We start from the raw sequence: 18,169 nt of genomic DNA on the forward strand, positions 1-18,169 counted from the left end.
AACTGGGGGGGTTGGGGCCGCGCGCCCCCCCAACACCAAAATCTTGCCCCCCCCCCCCCCCGCCGGGGGGGCGGGGGGGGGGGGGGGGCCGGCCGCCCCCCCCCCCCCCCCCCCCCCCCCCGCCCGGGGAGGAGGGCCGCCGGTGTCTAGTTCACGTCGAGGCGGTCGCGGTCGATGGAGATCCGCACGCCGCCGTGGGTCTCGGTCGTGTCGCCCACGTACTGGTGGACACGCTGGTGCTTGGCCCACAGGGACGAGGGGATCGAGGAGTCGGAGGTGCTCGACACCCCGTTCCAGCGGGCGAAGTGGAGCACGTCGGGCAGGGTGACGGAGCTCTTGGCGGCGATCAGGTCGGACACCAGGGACGAGGTGTTGCCGTACGCGCCGGAGCGGTAGCCGAGGGCGTGCAGGCGCACGGTGTAGGCCTGGAGGTAGGAGAGCACCTGGTCGGTGACCTTGCCGCCGGGCTCGTAGTGCTCCAGGTCGAGATAGAGCACCGCGCCCTTGCCGAAGCCCAGCGCCGCCGCCTGCTTGACGGCGTCGTCGGCGGCCGCGGTTCCCTGCGACACCGGACTGGTGATCGCCGCGCAGCCGCCGCCGCAGCTGCCGCCGTCCGAGGAGGGCTGCCGGCCGACGTACAGCGGGAAGAACCGCCAGCCGCGCGTGTACTGCGTGCGCACCCAGCCGGCGGTCAGGTGCTGCTGGGCGCAGGCCCGGTTGAGACCGCCGATGTAGACACCGATGGCGCCGTACGGGGAGTTGTCGCGCCAGGCGTCCATCGCCGACTGGCTCGGGGCGGTGCAGGCGTCGAAGCCCTCACCGCGGTAGGAGGTCGCGTCGGTGGGCAGCGGGTCGACCGCGGCCTGGTCGGCGGCCCCCTCGCGCCGGGCCGAGGCGACGGGCAGTCCGGCGCTGCGCAGGACGTCCTGGATGCGGGTGCGGTCGTATCCGTAGGCGGCGCTGACCGCGATGCGGTCGGCGGTGGCCCGGTAGGTGCGGGCCGTGGGGTTCTCGGTGACCGCCTTCGGTGCCACGGGAGCGGGCTGGATCAGGAGGGCCTCGGTGCGGCCGGTGGCCCTGGCCGGGCAGTTCTGGTCGCTGCCCGGGGTGCCGAGGTAGACGGCGTGCCGGTCGAAGCGGACACAGGTGTCGGGATGTTTCTTCAGGTCCACGATCTGCCAGGAGTCGGGGACGGTGAACTTGTAGCCGCGGTAGGCGATCTGGGTGAGGTCCTCGGAGTCGCTCGGGCGCGGGGCGGAGCTCGCGGGGACGAGCGGCCCTGCGGCGAGGGCGGCCGCCGCGAGGAGCACGGTCAGGGCTCGGGTGCCGGTCCGGCGGGGCTGGGACGAACGGGCTGCGCGCATGGTTCTCGTTTCTCGGTGCGTTCGGACTGTCTGGCCATCCATGGCCGGTGACCGGACGGTAGGAACGCCCCGCGGGGCCGTTTCACGCTGTTGCCCGCCCCTCACCGTCGGGTAAGGTGCGGCGCATGTTCGCGCATTCGAACCAGAACTGGTGGTGGACCGCTCATCCGGCGGCCCACTGACTGCGCGTAGACGAAACGTCGCGAAGGCCGCCCGAGGGCGGCCTTCGGCGTTTGCGGACCCGGGCCGTTCCTCTCCGAGATGCACGATCCGAGAGAAGGACCGCACCGATGAATCTGCTCGACCTGCTGGACGATCCCCGTCCGTTCGCCCTGCTGCGCCGCCGCACCCCGGGCCGTGACCACGACGTCGTCGAAGTGCTGCTGGGGCCGGTGCGCGAGGTGGAGCGCCTCGCCGACATCCCCGACGAGGCTCTGGCGCTGATCCCGTTCCGGCAGATCAGGGAGCGCGGTTTCGACGTGCGGGACGACGGCACCCCGCTCACGGTGCTCGTCCCCGAGGAACGCCGCGAACTGCCGCTCGCGCAGGCGGTGGCGGAGCTCCCGGCCCACGACGTCCGGGTCGAGGGCGGCGGCTTCGACGTGGGCGACGAGGAGTACTCCGGGATCGTCGAGCGGGTGTTGCGCGAGGAGATCGGGCGCGGCGAGGGCGCCAACTTCGTGATCCGGCGGACGTACGAGGGCAGGATCCCGGGGTTCGGACGGGCCGACGCCCTGGCGCTGTTCCGCCGGCTGCTGGTCGGCGAGCGGGGCGCGTACTGGACGTTCGTCGTGCACACCGGAAATCGGCAAGGGCCCGAAGGACCTTCCTCGGAAGGGCGGGGGCGGGAGACGGGTGGGCGGACGCTCGTCGGCGCGAGCCCGGAGGTGCATGTGCGGATGTCCGCCGGGACGGTCGTGATGAACCCGATCAGCGGGACGTACCGCTATCCGGCCGGGGGGCCGACCCCCGAGGACCTGCTGGCGTTCCTCGCCGACGGCAAGGAGATCGAGGAGCTCTCGATGGTCGTCGACGAGGAGCTCAAGATGATGTGCACGGTCGGGGACATGGGCGGGGTGGTGATCGGGCCCCGGCTCAAGGAGATGGCCCATCTCGCGCACACCGAGTACGAGTTGCGCGGCCGCTCCTCGCTGGACGTGCGCGACGTGCTGCGGGAGACCATGTTCGCGGCGACCGTCACCGGCTCGCCGGTGCAGAACGCCTGCCGGGTCATCGAGCGTCACGAGGTGGGCGGGCGCGGCTACTACGCGGGCGCGCTGGCGCTCGTCGGGCGTCAGGAGGACGGGCCGGACGGCGCGCCCGGGGCGCAGACGCTCGACTCCCCGATCCTCATCCGCACCGCCGACATCGACGCGGACGGCCGGCTGCGGGTGCCGGTCGGCGCCACCCTCGTCCGGGGCTCGGACCCGGCGGGCGAGGTCGCCGAGACCCACGCCAAGGCGGCGGGGGTCCTTACGGCGCTGGGGGTGCGGCCCGGCCGGCCGGGTCCGGACGGCGCCCGGCCGGGGCTGGGCGAGGATCCGCGCGTACGGGCGTCGCTTGACGGGCGGCGGGCCTCGCTGGCGCCGTTCTGGCTGCGGATGCAGGAGCGATCCCGGGACCTGGCGGGGCACGCGCTGGTCGTGGACGCCGAGGACACCTTCACCGCGATGCTTGCGCATGTGCTGCGGTCTTCGGGCCTTGAGGTGACGGTACGCCGTCACGACGAGCCGGGGCTGCGCGAGGCGGTCCGCGCGCACGAGGGTCCGGTCGTCCTCGGCCCGGGTCCCGGTGATCCCTCCGACGCGGCGGACCCCAGGATGCGTTTCCTGCGCGGGCTGACCGCCCAGGTGCTCCGGGAGCACCGGCACGGAGTCCTCGGGGTGTGCCTCGGGCACGAGCTGATCGCGGCCGAGCTGGGTCTTGAGATCGTCCGCAAGGACGTGCCGTACCAGGGCGCGCAGACCCGTATCGACCTCTTCGGGCGGCCCGAGACCGTCGGTTTCTACAACAGCTTCGCCGCCCGGTGCGACGACGAGGCGCTGGCGGAGTTGTCGGCGCACGGCGTCGAGGTCGCGCGGGCCGCGAACGGCGAGGTGCACGCGCTGCGCGGGCCGGGGTTCGCGGGCGTGCAGTTCCACCCGGAGTCGGTGCTGACGCTGAACGGCGCGGGCGTGCTGCGGGAGCTGACGGCTCAGCTTCGAGGCACGAGCACGTTCTGCGAGCGGCGGCCCTCGGTGTAGTCGAGGACGTTCGCGGCGGTGGCCTCGACGATCTGACCGACGGCGTCACGGGTGTAGTACGCCTGGTGCGAGGTGACCAGGACGTTCGGGAAGGTGACCAGGCGGGCCAGGGTGTCGTCCTCGACGGTCTCCAGGGACTTGTCGAGGAAGAACAGTCCGGCCTCCGCCTCGTACACGTCGAGGCCGACGCCCGTGAAGCGGCCCTCGCGCAGCTCGGCGACGAGGGCCTGGCTGTCGATGAGGCCGCCGCGGCTGGAGTTCACGAGGATCGCGTCGTCCTTCATCAGGCGCAGGGCCTCGGCGTCGATGAGGTGCTGGGTCCCGGGCATCAGCGGGACGTGCAGGGAGACGAGGTCGGACTCGGCGAGCAGCCGCTCCTTGGAGACGTACTCCATGCCGAGTGCGGCGCACGCCGGGTTCTGGGCGATGTCCCAGCCGAGCAGACGCATGCCGAAGCCGTGGGCGATCCGGGTGAAGGCCTCGCCGATCTTGCCGGTGCCGACGACTCCCGCGGTGCGGCCGTGCAGGTCACGGCCCATCAGTCCTTCGAGGCGGAAGTCGAAGTCGCGGGTGCGGTTGGCGGCGCGCACGATACGGCGGTTGACGGCCATGCCGAGCGTCCAGGCGAACTCGGCGACCGAGTACGGCGAGTAGGACGAGACCCGGGCCACCGTCATGCCGAGGCGCTCGGCGACGTCGAGGTCGATGTTGTTGAACCCGGTGGAGCGCTGGGCGACCAGTTGGGTGCCGCCGGCCGCGAGGGTCTGGAGCACGCGGTGCCCCAGAGCGCAGTTGACGCTGGTGGACACGATCTCGTGGCCGGTGGCGATGGGCGCGGTGTCCTCGGTCAGGAAGACGTCGAGGCAGTGGACCTCGTGGCGTCCCGCGAAGGCCTTCTCGATCAGGGGCTTCTCGTCGGCCTGGACGCCGAACGCCAGAATCTCCACCGGTCTCTCCCGTGCTGGGGTACGGGCCGAATATACGGCCCGTACCCCCGGCGGACACCCGGGCAGCGCCGGGACGCCGTGGTCAGCCGAAGAACACCCCGACCTCCTGGTACAGGGCGGGGTCGACCGTCTTCAGCCTGGCGGTGGCCTCCGCGATCGGGACGCGGACGATGTCGGTGCCGCGCAGGGCGACCATCTTGCCGAAGTCGCCGTCGCGGACGGCCTCGATGGCGTGCAGTCCGAAGCGGGTGGCGAGCCAGCGGTCGAAGGCGCTGGGCGTCCCGCCGCGCTGGACGTGTCCGAGGACCGTGGTGCGGGCCTCCTTGCCGGTACGCCGCTCGATCTCCTTGGCCAGCCACTCGCCGACGCCGGAGAGCCGCACGTGCCCGAAGGAGTCCAGGCTGCCGTCCTTGAGGACCACGTCGCCGTCCTTGGGCATGGCGCCCTCGGCGACGACGACGATCGGCGCGTAGGACGCCTTGAAGCGGGAGGTCACCCAGGCGCAGACCTGGTCCACGTCGAAGCGCTGCTCGGGGATGAGGATGACGTTGGCGCCGCCGGCCAGGCCCGAGTGGATGGCGATCCAGCCCGCGTGGCGGCCCATCACCTCGCAGACGAGGACGCGCATGTGCGATTCGGCGGTGGTGTGGAGGCGGTCGATGGCCTCGGTGGCGATGTTGACCGCCGTGTCGAAGCCGAAGGTGTAGTCGGTGGCGGAGAGGTCGTTGTCGATGGTCTTCGGCACGCCGACGACGTTGATGCCGTACTCGTCGCCGAGCCGGGCGGCGACGCCGAGGGTGTCCTCGCCGCCGATCGCGACGAGTGCCTCGACCTCCTGCTTGGCGAGGTTCTCCTTGATGCGGCGGATGCCGTTCTCGTGCTTGAGGGGGTTGGTGCGCGAGGAGCCGAGGATGGTGCCGCCGCGCGGCAGGATCCCGCGCACGGCGGGGATGTCGAGCCGTACGGTGTCGCCTTCGAGCGGCCCCCGCCAGCCGTCCCGGTATCCGACGAAGTCATAGCCGTACTCCTGCACGCCCTTGCGGACGATGCCCCGGATGACGGCGTTGAGCCCGGGGCAGTCGCCGCCTCCGGTCAGTACTCCGACCCGCATGGAAAGTCCCTTCGCCACGGTTGGCTGTCGGACTCACGCTAATAGTGATCCAGGTCACTTCGACATGATGCGGAAGGCCTGTTCGGTGAATTGCGGGGAGTTGATACGTACATACCACCCAAAAGGTGGCATCGGCCGGGTCATCCCTCGTCGAGTCCGCGCTCGATGGCGTAGCGGACCAGCTCGACCCGGTTGTGCAGCTGGAGCTTGCCCAGGGTGTTCTGCACATGGTTCTGGACCGTGCGGTGGGAGATGACCAGGCGCTCGGCGATCTGCTTGTAGCTCAGGCCCTTGGCGACCAGGCGCAGCACCTCGGTCTCACGGTCGGTCAGCTGCGGGGCCCGCGGCTGGTCGGCGCCCGTGGCGGGGACGGGTTCCGAGGCCAGCCGGCGGTACTCGCCGAGGACCAGTCCCGCGAGACCCGGGGTGAACACCGGGTCACCCGCGGCCGTCCTGCGCACCGCGTCGGTCAGCTCCTCGGCCGAGGCCGACTTCAGGAGGTAACCGGTCGCGCCCGACTTCACCGCCTCCAGTACGTCGGCGTGCTCGCCGCTGGCCGACAGCACCAGGACGCGCAGGGACGGGTCGGCGCCGACCAGCTCCTTGCAGACCTGGACCCCCGGCTTGGCGGGCAGGTTGAGGTCGAGGACCAGGACGTCGGGGGCCGCCGCCGGCGCGCGGCGCACGGCCTGTTCGCCGTCGCCGGCGGTCGCGACCACGTCGAACCCGGCGGCCGCCAGGTCACGGGCCACGGCGTCCCGCCACATGGGGTGGTCGTCCACCACCATGACCTTGATGGGGTTCTCCCCCGCTCGCGGCTCCGCCGCCCCGACCGTCATCGCCCTGCCGCCGCCTTCGTCATCGCGTCTTCGCCCTCGTGTCCTTCGGTACCTTCAGCTCGACCTCGGTGCCCTGTCCCGGGACGGAGACCAGCTCCGCCGTGCCGCCCAGGTCGCGCAGCCGGCCGCGGATCGAGAGCGCCACGCCGAGCCGCCCCTCGCCCTCGGCCTGCGCGAGCCGCCCCTCAGGGATACCGGGGCCGTCGTCGCGCACCGTCACGATCACGGCGTCCGGTTCGTCCTCGACCAGGATCCAGGCCCTGGCGTCCACGCCCACGTGCCTGCGGACATTGTCCAGGGCGGCGCCGACGGCGGCGGCCAGTTCCCGTGCGGCGGGCGGGTCCAGCGGCACCGGCGCTCCGGGCTCGGACAGGGTCACGCGGGCGGTGGCGTACGGGGCGAGCAGTCCGCGCAGGTCGAGGGGGCCCGCGCCGTCCTCGTCGTCGGGTTCCTCCACCGCGCGTACGACCGCGCCGAGCGAGACGTCCTCCGACACCCGGGAGACGGGCACCAGACCGCCCGACACCAGGGTGCGCAGCGCGGCCTCCTGCTCACCGGCCATCCGGCCGAGCTCCGCGGCCTCGCCGCCGAGCGCGGTGCCGCGCCGCTGCACCATGGCGAGGACCTGGAGCACGCCGTCGTGGATGTCCCGGGCGAGCCGCTCGCGTTCGCGGGTGGCCGCCTCGATCTCCAGGGCCCGGGCGAGCGTGCGCTCGGAGGCGCGGGCGACCTCGACGACGTAGCCGATGGCGATGGAGGCGACCCAGACCAGGATCACGTTGTGCACGGTGTCCCGGGTCGGGGCGCCGCGCTCGACGAGGTTGGCCGCGGCCACGAGCGTGGAGGCGAAGGCCGCCCACCGCCAGCCGCCCTTGATCGCGAAGGCCAGGACCGCGCCCGCCGTCCATATCGACGGCAGGGTCGGACCGCCCGCGTCGATGCGTGAGGCGGAGTCCGCGACGCGGGTGAGCAGGATGCCGGTCAGCGCGACGGTGAGGTCGGCGGCCAGGAACCGCTTGGTGCAGTGGGCCGCGCCGGCGACCCTGGGCAGCGTGGCCAGCGTCCAGACCAGCAGGAACGCGAAGAACACCACGGCCACCCAGGGTCGGGCGAACCTGTCGTACGTGGTGGCGAAGAGCCCGATCGCGTACAGCACGGTCAGCACCCGGTAGCCGGTCAGCGCACGCCACAGCGGCTGCTCGACCGACATCCTCATGACTCTCTCGCGCTTGGCCATGCCCCCCACCCCACAACGCCGACGTCCCTACGGACGCTCCTGGGAGCCGGAACGTTGCCCGTCGGCCGGTCCGGTCTCTCCCTCGTCCGCTCTCTCGCCCTCGCCCCGTGCGCCGGCCCGCGGAGCGCCCTCTTCGCCCGCCTGGTCCGCGGCCGCCAGCTTCTCGGCCTGGGCGAGAGCCGCCCTGGCCGCCTTCTCCGCGTCCTTCTCGGCCTTCGCCGCGTCCGCGATCTGCCGCTTGGCGGCCGTCGCGTACATGTCGACGTACTCCTGGCCGGAGAGCTTCATGATCTCGTACATGACCTCGTCGGTCACCGCGCGGAGCACGAACCGGTCGTGCTCCATGCCGCTGTAGCGGCTGAAGTCCAGCGGCTTGCCGATACGGATGCCCGGACGCATCAGCTTGGGCATCAGCTTGCCCGGCGGCTGGATCTTCTCCGTGTCGATCATCGCGACCGGGACGACGGGCGCGCCCGTGGCGAGGGCCACGCGCGCGAGACCGCCGGGCTTGCCGCGGTAGAGGCGGCCGTCGGGCGAGCGGGTGCCCTCCGGGTAGATGCCGAACAGCTCACCGCGCTCGATCACGTCTATGCCGCTCTTGATGGCCGCCTCGCCCGCGCCGCGCCCGCCGGAACGGTCCACCGGGAGCTGGCCGACCCCCTTGAAGAAGGCGGCCGTCATCCGGCCCTTGATGCCCGGGGTCGTGAAGTACTCCGCCTTCGCGATGAAGGTCACCTTGCGTTCGAGGACCGCGGGAAGGAAGAACGAGTCCGAGAACGAGAGGTGATTGCTCGCCAGAATGGCCGGGCCCTCGGCGGGGATGTTCTCGAGGCCTTCCACCCAGGGTCTGAAGGCGAGCTTCAGCGGCCCTCCGATGGAAAACTTCATTGCGCCGTAGATCACCCGCGTGCCTCCTGTGTCGTGGATCAGACCTTAACCCGGAGCACCGTCAAAGGACCCGACGACCCTGGTCGGTGTCAGTACCGTCGCGTACGGTGAAGCACATCCGGAGTCGTTTTCCGCCCAACTCATGAACAGGAGACCGAGGTGCCGGTCCTTCCTGGAGCCGAGCCGTTCCGCCACGAGGGCGGAGAGGTCGGCGTCCTTCTCTGCCACGGTTTCACCGGCTCCCCGCAGTCGCTGCGCCCCTGGGCGGAGTACCTCGCCGAGCAGGGCCTGACCGTCGCCCTGCCGCTGCTGCCGGGACACGGCACGCGCTGGCAGGACATGCAGGTCACCGGCTGGCAGGACTGGTACGCGGAGGTCGACCGCGAGCTGCGCGCCCTGCGCGCGAGCTGCTCACGGGTGTTCGTCCTCGGGCTCTCGATGGGCGGCGCGCTGGCCCTGCGGCTCGCGGCCCGGCACGGAGACGAGATCAGCGGCGTCGTGCTCGTCAACCCGCTCAACAAGGTGCAGGGCCTGACGGCGCACGCCCTGCCCGTGCTCCGTCACCTCGTCCCGTCCGTGAAGGGCATCGCGAGCGACATCGCCAAGGAGGGCGCCGAGGAGCTCGGCTACGACCGGGTGCCGCTGCACGCCGCGCATTCGCTGCGCCTGCTGTGCGGGGTGGTGGACGCGGAGCTGCCGCAGGTCACCCAGCCGCTCCTGCTGCTGCACAGTCTCCAGGACCATGTGGTCTCCCCCGCCGACTCGGCGCGCATCCTGGGCCGGGTGTCCTCCACCGACGTCACGGAGATCGTGCTGGAACAGAGCTACCACGTCGCGACGTTGGACCACGACGCGGACCGGATCTTCGAGGAGAGCCACTCCTTCGTCACCCGGCTCGCGCCCGGTGCCGGCACGAAGGCCGACGCGGGTCGGGTGGGACGGCAGGAAGGGACGGCAGCCGGTGGCTGAGCACGACGCGGACCGGGGCGATTCCGAGGAGAAGGGCGTCCCGGTGGGCGAGCCGCTCGACGGGGCGCACGGTGAGGGTGTCGGCGACGCGCGCACCGAATCCGCCGGGGACCTGACCGGGGAGCCGCCCGCCGAAACCCGCGCGGAGTCCGCGGGCGACGAGCAGAGCGTGCCCTTCGACGAGGAGGCCGCCTGGAAGTCGATCGTCGAGGGGTACGGCCAGGAGCCGCCGGACCCGCCCGGCTCGCGGCCGTTCCGGCCCATCGAGGACCTGGCGCTTCCCGAGCCCGGGCCGGACATCGACTCCGGTGCGGACGGCGGCGGCGCGGGAGACGAAGAGGGCAAGGGCGACACCCCGGCTCCGGGCGCCGGGTCCGAGCCGGAGGCATCCGCGGGCGATCCGCCCGCGGCCGTCAAGCCGCTCGGCAGTTCGATCGCCTTCGCTCCCGGGGTCGGCGGCCCGCGCGACTACCGCGCGCCCGAGCCGTCCGAGGACGACTACGACGAGGACGACGAGGGCCATTTCGTTCCGCCCGAGCCGCCTCCGCTGCCCGCCGCGGACACGACCGCCAAGTTCGCCTGGCTCGGCGTGCTCGGCGGCCCCACCCTGCTTCTACTGGCCGTACTGCTCGGCTGGGACATGACCTGGTGGCTCACCACCCTGGGCGTCGGCGGCTTCCTCGGCGGCTTCGCCACCCTGGTGACGCGCATGAACGACGACGACGAGGACCACGACGACCCGGGGCGCGGCGCGGTGGTCTGACCGGGGCGCGGTGCAGTGGCCCGGGCGCGGTGCTCTGACCTGGGGGTGCTCTGACCGGGGCGCGGTCGCGGTGATCCGACCCGGCCGGCCAGGACCGGCCGGGCGTTTCGGCCGGGCTTCTAGGACGCGGGCACTCTGAGGGCGGCCAGGACCGGCAGGTGGTCCGTGGCCGCCCTCAGGTCCGCCTCGCTCACGCCGGGGAGGCCGAGCGGCACCCCGCAGCCGAGCACCTCGACGCCGGGGGTGGCGAAGACGGCGTCGATGCGCCGCTCGGGGCCCGCGAACGTCCAGGTGTGCTCCCCGCCCCAGGGACGCGTGGCCCAGCCGTCCTGGAGCGCGCCCGCGAGACGGCGGAACGACGGTCCCGCCGGGGCTTCGTTGAGGTCGCCACCCGCGACGGCGTGCACGGTGCCGAGCCCGGCGAGCCGGTCGAGGAGCATGCCGCTCTGTTCCCGGCGCTCGTCGTTCCGGAGCGACAGATGGCAGCTCAGCACGCCGAGCCGGGCACCCCCGAACCGGACGACCGCCGTGGCGAAGCCGCGCCGGTGCTCCCCCGGGGTGAGCGGGAGCAGCACGTCCTCGGTGCGCTCCACGGTGGCCCGCAGGGTGCACAGCAGCGCGGGTCCGGCGGCGGTGGCGCCTCCGGACAGGACGACGAGGCCGGAGGACGAGGCGAGTCGCGCGAGCTTCTTGCGCCAGCGGAAGAACCGCGGCGCCTCCTGGACCAGGACGAGGTCGGGTGCGCAGGCGCTGATCACCCGGGCGAGCGCCGCGGTGTCGTCGCGCATCGAGCGGATGTTGTAGCTGAGCACGCGGATGACGGCCGAACCGTCGGGCTCGGTACGGGACACGGGCAGCGGACTGGCGGAGAAGCTGGTCGGCATGGCGATCAAGATACGCGCCGGGAGCCCGTCGGAAGGGCCGAAAGGCGACACGGCCGCCGCTCCGCGAAGACACGGGACGGGGGCTCGCTTCCCTCCGGCGCGCCGGAGACCCCTCGATCGGGTGAGGCGGCAGCGGGCGGGGCCGCGGTCCGGGGCTGAGGCCGGACATGGCGGCGCCCGCCGTCCTGTGCGGGGTCGGCGGGCGCTGCCGTGCGGGACACGCGGGACCTACATGATCGGGTCGGGCTCCCGGGCCAGGTCCGCCGCTCCGACGAGACCGGCCTTGTTGCCCAGCTGAGCGGCGATCACATCGGCGACCGGGCGCCAGTTGCCGCCGACCAGCCAGCGCTTGTACGACTTGCGGATCGGGTCGAGGACCAGCTCGCCCTCGTCCGAGAGACCGCCGCCGACGATGAAGGCGGACGGGTCGAAGAGCGAGGCGAGGTCCGCCAGACCCGCGCCGGCCCAGCGGGCCAGCTCGCGGTAGGAGTCCACCGCGACATGGTCGCCCTGGCGGGCGGCCATGGAGATGTGCTTGCCCTCGATGCCGTCCGGGGTGCCGTCGCCGAGGCTCAGCAGAACCTCCGCCGCCTCGGGCGTCGCGTTGGCGCGCTGCTTGGCGTACCGGACGAGCGCGCGCCCGGAGGCGTACTGCTCCCAGCAGCCCTGCGAGCCGCAGCCGCACAGCAGGCCGTCCGGCACCATCCGGATGTGGCCGAACTCGGCGGCCACGCCGAAGTGCCCGCGGCGCAGCTTGTTGCCGATGATGATGCCGCCGCCGAGGCCCGTGCCCAGGGTGATGCAGATGACGTTGCGGTGGCCCTTGCCCGCGCCGAACTTGTACTCGCCCCAGGCGGCCGCGTTCGCGTCGTTCTCGACGACGACCGGCAGCCCGACCCGTCGCTCGACCTCGGCCTTGAGCGGCTCGTTGCGCCAGTCGATGTTCGGCGCGAAGTAGACCGTCGAGCGCTGTCGGTTCACATATCCGGCGGCACCGATGCCGACGCCGACGATGTCGTGCCCGGCCCGCGCGCCCTCCACGGCCGAGGCGATGGCGTCCACGATGGCCTGCGGCGTGCCCGGGGTCGGCACCTTGTGCGTCGAGAGAATATTGCCTTCCTCGTCGACCACACCGGCCGCGATCTTCGTGCCGCCGATGTCGACGCCGATGGTGAGTCCCATGAATCCCTCAGTTTCGGTCGAGCCCCGCTACGGCCAACCGTACCCGAGGGGCGATTAGTCCAGGTCGATGTGTTCGCCCGGACCGGGCTCGTCGTCGGGGGAATCGGTGCCGCGAGCGGTCCAGCGACGCTCCTGGTTCTCGACTGCGGAGCGGTAGGCGGCGAGCAGTTCGGAGCCCGCGGCGGCGAGGTGGTCGAAGACCTCGGGGTTGCGCTCCAGCACCGGTTCCACGGCGGCCTTGGCCTGCTGCACGACCTGGCTGACCACCTGCTGGGCGGTGCCGCCCGCCACCGCGCCGAACAGCGGCGACTGGAGTCCGGAGAGCTTGTCGGCGACGGCGTCGACGAGTTTGCGCAGTTCCTCGGCGGCCGAGCCGGGCGGCGGGCCGTGCTGGGCGCGGCGGCGGGCCTTCTCCGCGGCCAGGTCCTCCGCACAGGCGGTCGCCCAGGCGTCGGAGTCGGTGGCGTGCGCTTCCTCGAAACGGACCTCGTCGGCCGTCTCCTCCTGAGCGGCGTCGGAAGTGGGGCGCTCTTCGCTCATGGCGGGACTCCTGCCTACGTTTCTCGTGCCTTCGACGTTACCCGAACGGGGGTACCCCGTTCACCGTGCCCGGCACCCCGGATGCCGGGCGGTCACTTCCCGCGCGGCCACAGCCCTGGATCCGGGGTGAAACGGATGCGCAGCTCGCCCTCGCGCAGCGCGGCTCCGGCCACCGTGCAGCGCCGGAGAGCGGACGGGAGCGGGACGATCCTGCGGAACTGGCCGACGGTGACGACGAGTTCGTCGCCGCGCCGGATGAGGTCGAGCTCGTCGCGTATCGCGCCGGGCAGCGGAATGTGCCACACGAGCACGCCGTCGTCGGCGAGACGGTCGGTCACGGGCCACTCGACCGGGGTGGGCGCGGTGTTGACGCCGGGGACGGGAAGCGCGGCGAGGTCGTCGGTGCCGCGCGGGTCGTGGCCGCGGTGCGGGACCTCGTGGACCGTGTAGGCCTCGCGCCACTCCTCCAGGGCCTTGCGCTGCTGGGCCGCGAGGGATCCCAGCCAGGCGTCGTGGGTGGCCCCGGGCAGCACCCTGTTCGCGATCAGACCGTCGACGGGCAGTCCTCGCAGGGCGAAGGCGGTGGCGGCGGTGCGGACGGCGTCGGTGCCGGCGGGTCCGGGTTCGGCGACCAGCCGTACGGTCGTGGCGCGGTCCTCGACGACGCCCTGGACGGCGGCCAGCTCGATGTCCCAGCGCCCCGCGGTCTCGTACAGCCACTCGGCGGGCATGGGCACGCCCGCGAGCCGCCCCAGGACCGGGCGCAGGGCGCGGGCCGCCTGCCGTTCGGGCGGGAGCAGCCGGCGCAGATAGCGGCGGAGTTCCTCGGGCAGCGCGAGGAGGGCGAGGGCCTGGGGGGCCGGGGGCAGGTCCACGACGAGCAGGCCGTACGCCTCCGAGAGCGCGGCGTCGCGCAGGGCGCGCAGCAGGGCCAGTTCCTCGGCGCCGGGGAGCGGGGTGACCTCCTCGGCGTCCAGGCGGGAGGCGCCGAGGAGGTCGAGGGCGGTGGTGGCGCGGCGCTGGAAGGCGGTGAGGTCGTCGCGGAAGCGGGCGGCGGCGTCGGGGCGCCAGGCGGTGAGGCCGGGGGCGGCTTCCACGGGGTCGGGGCCGGTGGGGACGCCGAGGACGGCACCGAGGGTGTCGGTGCGGTCGGCGGTGAGCACCAGGGTGCGGGTGCCTTCCCGCGCGGCGTTCAGCGCGGTGGCCGCGGCGACGGTGGTACGGCCTGTGCCGCCCTGGCCGGTGATCAGGATGGTGCGCATGGGGGTGAACGCTACCGGTGCGGGGGCCTCGGCGGTTTTCGGGTGCGGTCCGGTGGGTCGGGTGCGGTCCGGTGGTGGGTCGGGGTCGTGCCGGTGCATCAGCCCGTCGCCGTCGGGTGTCGGGTGAGGTGTGGGCGTCGGCGGCGACGGGCATCGATGTACCGGCCCGTCCCCTCGCGCCGGATCCCGGGTGCGGGTAGCAGCACCGAGAGATTCAGCCCCTCCGGCGTTTGAGGAGCGGGGTCTGGGGCGGAGCCCCAGGGGTGGGGCAGGGCTACGCCGGTTCCTCGACGCGCTTCTTCAGGCCGGCCAGGGCCCGGTCGATGATGACCTTCTCGGCCTTGCGCTTGATCATGCCGAGCATCGGGATCTTGACGTCGACGGTCAGCCGGTAGGTGACCTCGGTGGCGCCCTCGCCCGCGGGCTCGAGGAGGTACGAGCCGTCCAGCGAGCGCAGCATCTGGGACTTGACCAGGGTCCAGGAGACCTCGTTCGCGCCGGTCCAGGTGTAACCGAGGGTCTGGTCGTCCTTGATGGCGCCGGCGTCCATGACGAGCCGGACCTGCTCGGCGCGGCCGTGCTCGTCCTCCTTGAGGACCTGCGCCTCCTTCACCTCACCCGTCCAGTCCGGGTAGCGGGCGAAGTCGGCGATCACCGCCATGACGTCAGCCGGCGCCGCCTCGATCGTGATGCTCGAACTGGTGTGTTCCGCCATCGCGGTGGCTCCTCGAGATGCGGTCCGGTGAGGGAGGATGGTGCGCACGTGTGTGCAGCGTGAAGGCTACCGCGCACGGCCACGGGCGCTGTCACCCCACCTGGCCTTCAGCCCTGTCGCCGCGTCACCACTCCAGCACCCAGGGGCGCCCCGAGCCCGCGAAGTGCCCCACATTGACGCATTCCGTCGCCCCGACCCGCATCCGGCGGGCGAGGGGCTGGTGGACGTGGCCGAAGAGCGCGTACCGGGGGCGCGTACGCCGGATCGCGTCCAGCAGCGCGCGGGAGCCCCGTTCGAAGCGGCGCGCCACGGTGTCGTACACCAGTTCCGGCACCTCCGGCGGAATGTGCGTGCACAACACGTCGACCTCGCCGACCGCCTCGATCTTGGCCGCGTACTCCTCGTCGCTGATCTCGTACGGCGTCCGCATCGGGGTCCGCAGTCCCCCGCCGACGAACCCGAAGACCCGGCCGCCGATCTCGACCCGCTCGCCGTCGAGGACCGTCGTGCCGGGTCCGGCGTACTCCGGCCACAGCGCCGGCATGTCGACATTGCCGTAGGTCGCGTACGTCGGTTTCGGGAAGGCCGCGAACAGCTCGGCGTACTGCTTGCGCACCGCCTTCTCGATCGCCGCGGCCCGGTCGGTGCCGATGCCCGCCCACAGCCGGGCGCCGAACGCGCGCGCCTCCTCGAAGCGGCGCGCGGTGCGCAGCTCGACGATGCGGTCGGCGTTCTCCACGCCGAAGAGGTCCGGGAAGATGCCGCGCGCGTGGTCGGCGTAGTCGAGGAAGAGGACCAGGTCACCGAGGCAGATCAGAGCGTCGGCGCCTTCGCCGGCCCGGGCGAGGTCCCGGGCGTTGCCGTGCACGTCACTGACGACATGAATGCGCGTCTTGCGACGGCCGACCGGTGTGGATGCCATGACGATCAAGCGTAGGCCGGTGTGGCAAACGTGAACAGAGGCGGCCGGACCTGCGATTACTGGCACCCCCGGAAGCGCGTGGACTACTGTGCGCCAAGGAACGCCAACACGTGTGACGCATAGAACATCTCACCGGGACCCCCTGTCGAAGAGGCCATACCGGCGGGTAACGTCCGGGCAGTCCAGTCGTACTCGGGATTTCAACAAGTGATCTCTTGAGTACTTGCCCGAGCCTTGGACCGCACCGTCGCATCACACAGAGTCGTGGCGCCGGCGCCCTATGAGGAGCAGCAGTCTTGCGCGAGTTCAGCCTTCCGGCTTTGTACGAGGTCCCCGCGGACGGAAATCTCACCGACATCGTCCGCCGAAACGCCGCGCAGCATCCCGACGTAGCCGTGATCGCCCGCAAGGTGGGCGGCACCTGGACGGATGTCAGCGCCACCGTCTTCCTCGCCGAGGTGCTGGCCGCGGCCAAGGGGCTCATCGCCTCGGGCGTGCGGCCCGGTGACCGCGTCGCGCTCATGTCACGGACCCGCTACGAGTGGACGCTGCTCGACTTCGCGATCTGGAGCGCCGGCGCCGTCACCGTGCCGGTGTACGAGACCAGCTCGCCCGAGCAGGTGCAGTGGATCCTCGGCGACTCGGGCGCACGGGCCTGCATCGTGGAGCTTCCCGCGCACGCGGCCTGCGTCGAGTCGGTGCGCGACCGGCTGCCCGCCCTCGAACACGTCTGGCAGATCGAGGCCGGCGGCGTCGAGGAGCTGGGGCGCCTGGGCGCGGACGTCAGCGACGCGGCCGTCGAGGAGCGCAGCTCGCTCGCCAAGGCGGACGACCCGGCGACCATCGTCTACACCTCCGGGACCACCGGCCGCCCCAAGGGCTGTGTGCTGACCCACCGCGCCTTCTTCGCGGAGTGCGGCAACATCGTGGAGCGGCTGCGCCCGCTGTTCCGCACCGGCGAGTGCTCCGTGCTGCTCTTCCTGCCGCTCGCGCACGTCTTCGGGCGGCTCGTCCAGGTCGCGCCGATGATGGCGCCGATCAAGCTGGGCTGTGTCCCGGACATCAAGAACCTCACCGACGAGCTCGCCGCGTTCCGGCCGACGCTGATCCTCGGTGTGCCGCGCGTCTTCGAGAAGGTCTACAACTCGGCGCGCGCCAAGGCCCAGGCGGACGGCAAGGGCAAGATCTTCGACAAGGCCGCCGACACGGCGATCGCCTACAGCCGCGCGCTGGACACCCCCTCGGGGCCGTCGCTCGGTCTGAAGATCAAGTACAAGACGTTCGACAAGCTCGTCTACAGCAAGCTGCGCGCGGTGCTCGGCGGCCGCGGCGAGTACGCGATCTCGGGCGGCGCGCCGCTGGGCGAGCGGCTCGGCCACTTCTTCCGCGGTATCGGGTTCACGGTCCTTGAGGGCTACGGCCTGACCGAGTCCTGCGCGGCCACGGCCTTCAACCCGTGGGACCGTACGAAGATCGGTACGGTCGGCCAGCCGCTGCCCGGCTCCGTGATCCGTATCGCCGACGACGGCGAGGTGCTGCTGCACGGCGAGCACCTGTTCCAGGGGTACTGGAACAACGAGGCGGCCACCGCCGAGGCCCTCGCCGACGGCTGGTTCCACACCGGTGACATCGGCACCCTCGACGAGGACGGCTACCTCCGCATCACCGGCCGCAAGAAGGAGATCATCGTCACCGCGGGCGGCAAGAACGTCGCCCCGGCCGTGATCGAGGACCGCATCCGTGCCCACGCGCTGGTCGCGGAGTGCATGGTCGTCGGCGACGGGCGTCCGTTCGTCGGCGCGCTGGTCACGGTCGACGAGGAGTTCCTGGGCCGTTGGGCCGAGGAACACGGGAAGCCGGCCGGCTCCACCGCGGAGTCGCTGCGTGAGGACCCGGACCTGTTCGCCGCCATCCAGGACGCGATCGACGACGGCAACGCCGCGGTGTCCAAGGCGGAGTCGGTCCGCAAGTTCCGCATCCTCGCCCACCAGTTCACGGAGGAGTCGGGGCACCTGACGCCGTCCCTGAAGCTGAAGCGGAACGTGGTGGCGAAGGACTACGCGAACGAGATCGAGGCACTGTATCGGGGCTGACGCCCGAGCGACCGGGGACTGCCCCGGCCGGAGACAACACGGCTCGGCCCCCTCTGCTGGAGGGGGCCGAGCCGTTTCCGTCCGGGGGGCCGTTTGCCCCGTCCTCCGGGGGGCGCTCCGGCCCGCGCCGCGGGGATCGGGTTCGTCCCGGGCTGACGGCCCGTCGTGGTTGCGAGCAACCCAGGGCGGTCCGCAGGCACCGGAAGTCGG

At 72.3% G+C, this 18,169-nt stretch carries 17 protein-coding genes; 5 read left to right on the top strand and 12 right to left on the bottom strand.

Translation table 11 applies throughout. The features are described from left to right. Positions 1-146 precede the first annotated feature (146 nt). Positions 147-1,364: a glycoside hydrolase domain-containing protein gene (locus tag ACZ4AA_RS00260; RefSeq protein ID WP_467592894.1), complete on the bottom strand. Its 1,218-nt coding sequence runs from the start codon at positions 1,362-1,364 to the stop codon at positions 147-149. Positions 1,365-1,489: 125 nt separating this feature from the next. On the opposite strand from ACZ4AA_RS00260, the gene ACZ4AA_RS00265 reads away from it, so the two are divergent. Next, complete coding sequence (locus ACZ4AA_RS00265) at positions 1,490-1,546, top strand: trp operon leader peptide (protein ID WP_101392327.1); 57 nt, start codon at positions 1,490-1,492, stop codon at positions 1,544-1,546. Positions 1,547-1,654: 108 nt separating this feature from the next. Beyond that, positions 1,655-3,607 carry an anthranilate synthase family protein gene (locus ACZ4AA_RS00270; protein ID WP_467592897.1) on the top strand — a complete coding sequence of 651 codons (1,953 nt, stop codon included), beginning with the start codon at positions 1,655-1,657 and terminating at the stop codon, positions 3,605-3,607. On the opposite strand, the gene ACZ4AA_RS00275 is transcribed toward ACZ4AA_RS00270, so the two are convergent. The 5 genes from ACZ4AA_RS00275 to ACZ4AA_RS00295 form a co-directional block, all read right to left on the bottom strand. Next, a complete protein-coding gene (locus ACZ4AA_RS00275) occupies positions 3,559-4,554 on the bottom strand; it encodes a 2-hydroxyacid dehydrogenase (protein ID WP_467592900.1) in 996 nt (331 codons plus the stop codon). The two genes, ACZ4AA_RS00270 and ACZ4AA_RS00275, sit on opposite strands and share 49 nt — an antisense overlap. A gap of 82 nt (positions 4,555-4,636) precedes the next feature. After that, positions 4,637-5,665, bottom strand: coding sequence for a 6-phosphofructokinase (locus ACZ4AA_RS00280; RefSeq protein WP_467592903.1), 1,029 nt, complete (start codon positions 5,663-5,665; stop codon positions 4,637-4,639). A gap of 140 nt (positions 5,666-5,805) precedes the next feature. Then, on the bottom strand, positions 5,806-6,504 hold the full coding sequence (locus tag ACZ4AA_RS00285) for a response regulator (RefSeq protein ID WP_467592905.1): 699 nt from the start codon (positions 6,502-6,504) through the stop codon (positions 5,806-5,808). Between the two features lie 19 nt (positions 6,505-6,523). Next, a complete protein-coding gene (gene macS, locus ACZ4AA_RS00290) occupies positions 6,524-7,741 on the bottom strand; it encodes a MacS family sensor histidine kinase (RefSeq protein ID WP_467592908.1) in 1,218 nt (405 codons plus the stop codon). Between the two features lie 27 nt (positions 7,742-7,768). Continuing rightward, complete coding sequence (locus ACZ4AA_RS00295; protein WP_467592910.1) at positions 7,769-8,629, bottom strand: lysophospholipid acyltransferase family protein; 861 nt, start codon at positions 8,627-8,629, stop codon at positions 7,769-7,771. 159 nt (positions 8,630-8,788) lie between these two features. Here ACZ4AA_RS00295 and ACZ4AA_RS00300 point away from each other — a divergent pair, with 159 nt between their 5' ends. Together ACZ4AA_RS00300 and ACZ4AA_RS00305 are read left to right on the top strand one after the other, a co-directional pair. Beyond that, positions 8,789-9,598, top strand: coding sequence for an alpha/beta hydrolase (locus ACZ4AA_RS00300; RefSeq protein ID WP_467592913.1), 810 nt, complete (start codon positions 8,789-8,791; stop codon positions 9,596-9,598). Further along, a complete protein-coding gene (locus tag ACZ4AA_RS00305) occupies positions 9,591-10,361 on the top strand; it encodes a hypothetical protein (protein WP_467592916.1) in 771 nt (256 codons plus the stop codon). Before ACZ4AA_RS00300 ends, ACZ4AA_RS00305 begins: the two co-directional genes overlap by 8 nt. Positions 10,362-10,480: 119 nt before the next feature. Here ACZ4AA_RS00305 and ACZ4AA_RS00310 read toward each other — a convergent pair whose 3' ends face one another. From ACZ4AA_RS00310 to ACZ4AA_RS00335, 6 genes are all read right to left on the bottom strand, one after another. Further along, positions 10,481-11,245 (bottom strand): endonuclease/exonuclease/phosphatase family protein, encoded by a 765-nt coding sequence (locus ACZ4AA_RS00310; protein WP_467592919.1) that lies wholly within the window; start codon positions 11,243-11,245, stop codon positions 10,481-10,483. Positions 11,246-11,473: 228 nt separating this feature from the next. Continuing rightward, positions 11,474-12,427, bottom strand: a complete 954-nt coding sequence (locus ACZ4AA_RS00315) for an ROK family glucokinase (protein WP_398395472.1) — start codon at positions 12,425-12,427, stop codon at positions 11,474-11,476. A gap of 54 nt (positions 12,428-12,481) precedes the next feature. Next, positions 12,482-12,967: a DUF5304 domain-containing protein gene (locus ACZ4AA_RS00320; protein ID WP_467592923.1), complete on the bottom strand. Its 486-nt coding sequence runs from the start codon at positions 12,965-12,967 to the stop codon at positions 12,482-12,484. 92 nt (positions 12,968-13,059) lie between these two features. After that, the gene (locus tag ACZ4AA_RS00325) at positions 13,060-14,229 is read right to left on the bottom strand and encodes an ArsA family ATPase (protein WP_467592926.1); all 1,170 of its coding nucleotides are present in this window, start codon (positions 14,227-14,229) and stop codon (positions 13,060-13,062) included. 274 nt (positions 14,230-14,503) lie between these two features. Next, positions 14,504-14,944, bottom strand: a complete 441-nt coding sequence (locus ACZ4AA_RS00330; RefSeq protein ID WP_467592929.1) for an SRPBCC family protein — start codon at positions 14,942-14,944, stop codon at positions 14,504-14,506. Positions 14,945-15,068: 124 nt separating this feature from the next. Further along, positions 15,069-15,866, bottom strand: a complete 798-nt coding sequence (locus ACZ4AA_RS00335) for a metallophosphoesterase family protein (RefSeq protein WP_467592931.1) — start codon at positions 15,864-15,866, stop codon at positions 15,069-15,071. A gap of 296 nt (positions 15,867-16,162) precedes the next feature. On the opposite strand from ACZ4AA_RS00335, the gene ACZ4AA_RS00340 reads away from it, so the two are divergent. Further along, positions 16,163-17,959, top strand: coding sequence for an AMP-dependent synthetase/ligase (locus ACZ4AA_RS00340; RefSeq protein ID WP_467592934.1), 1,797 nt, complete (start codon positions 16,163-16,165; stop codon positions 17,957-17,959). The last annotated feature ends 210 nt before the right edge of the window (positions 17,960-18,169 follow it).

This window comes from Streptomyces sp. NPDC024698 (genome assembly GCF_055559015.1).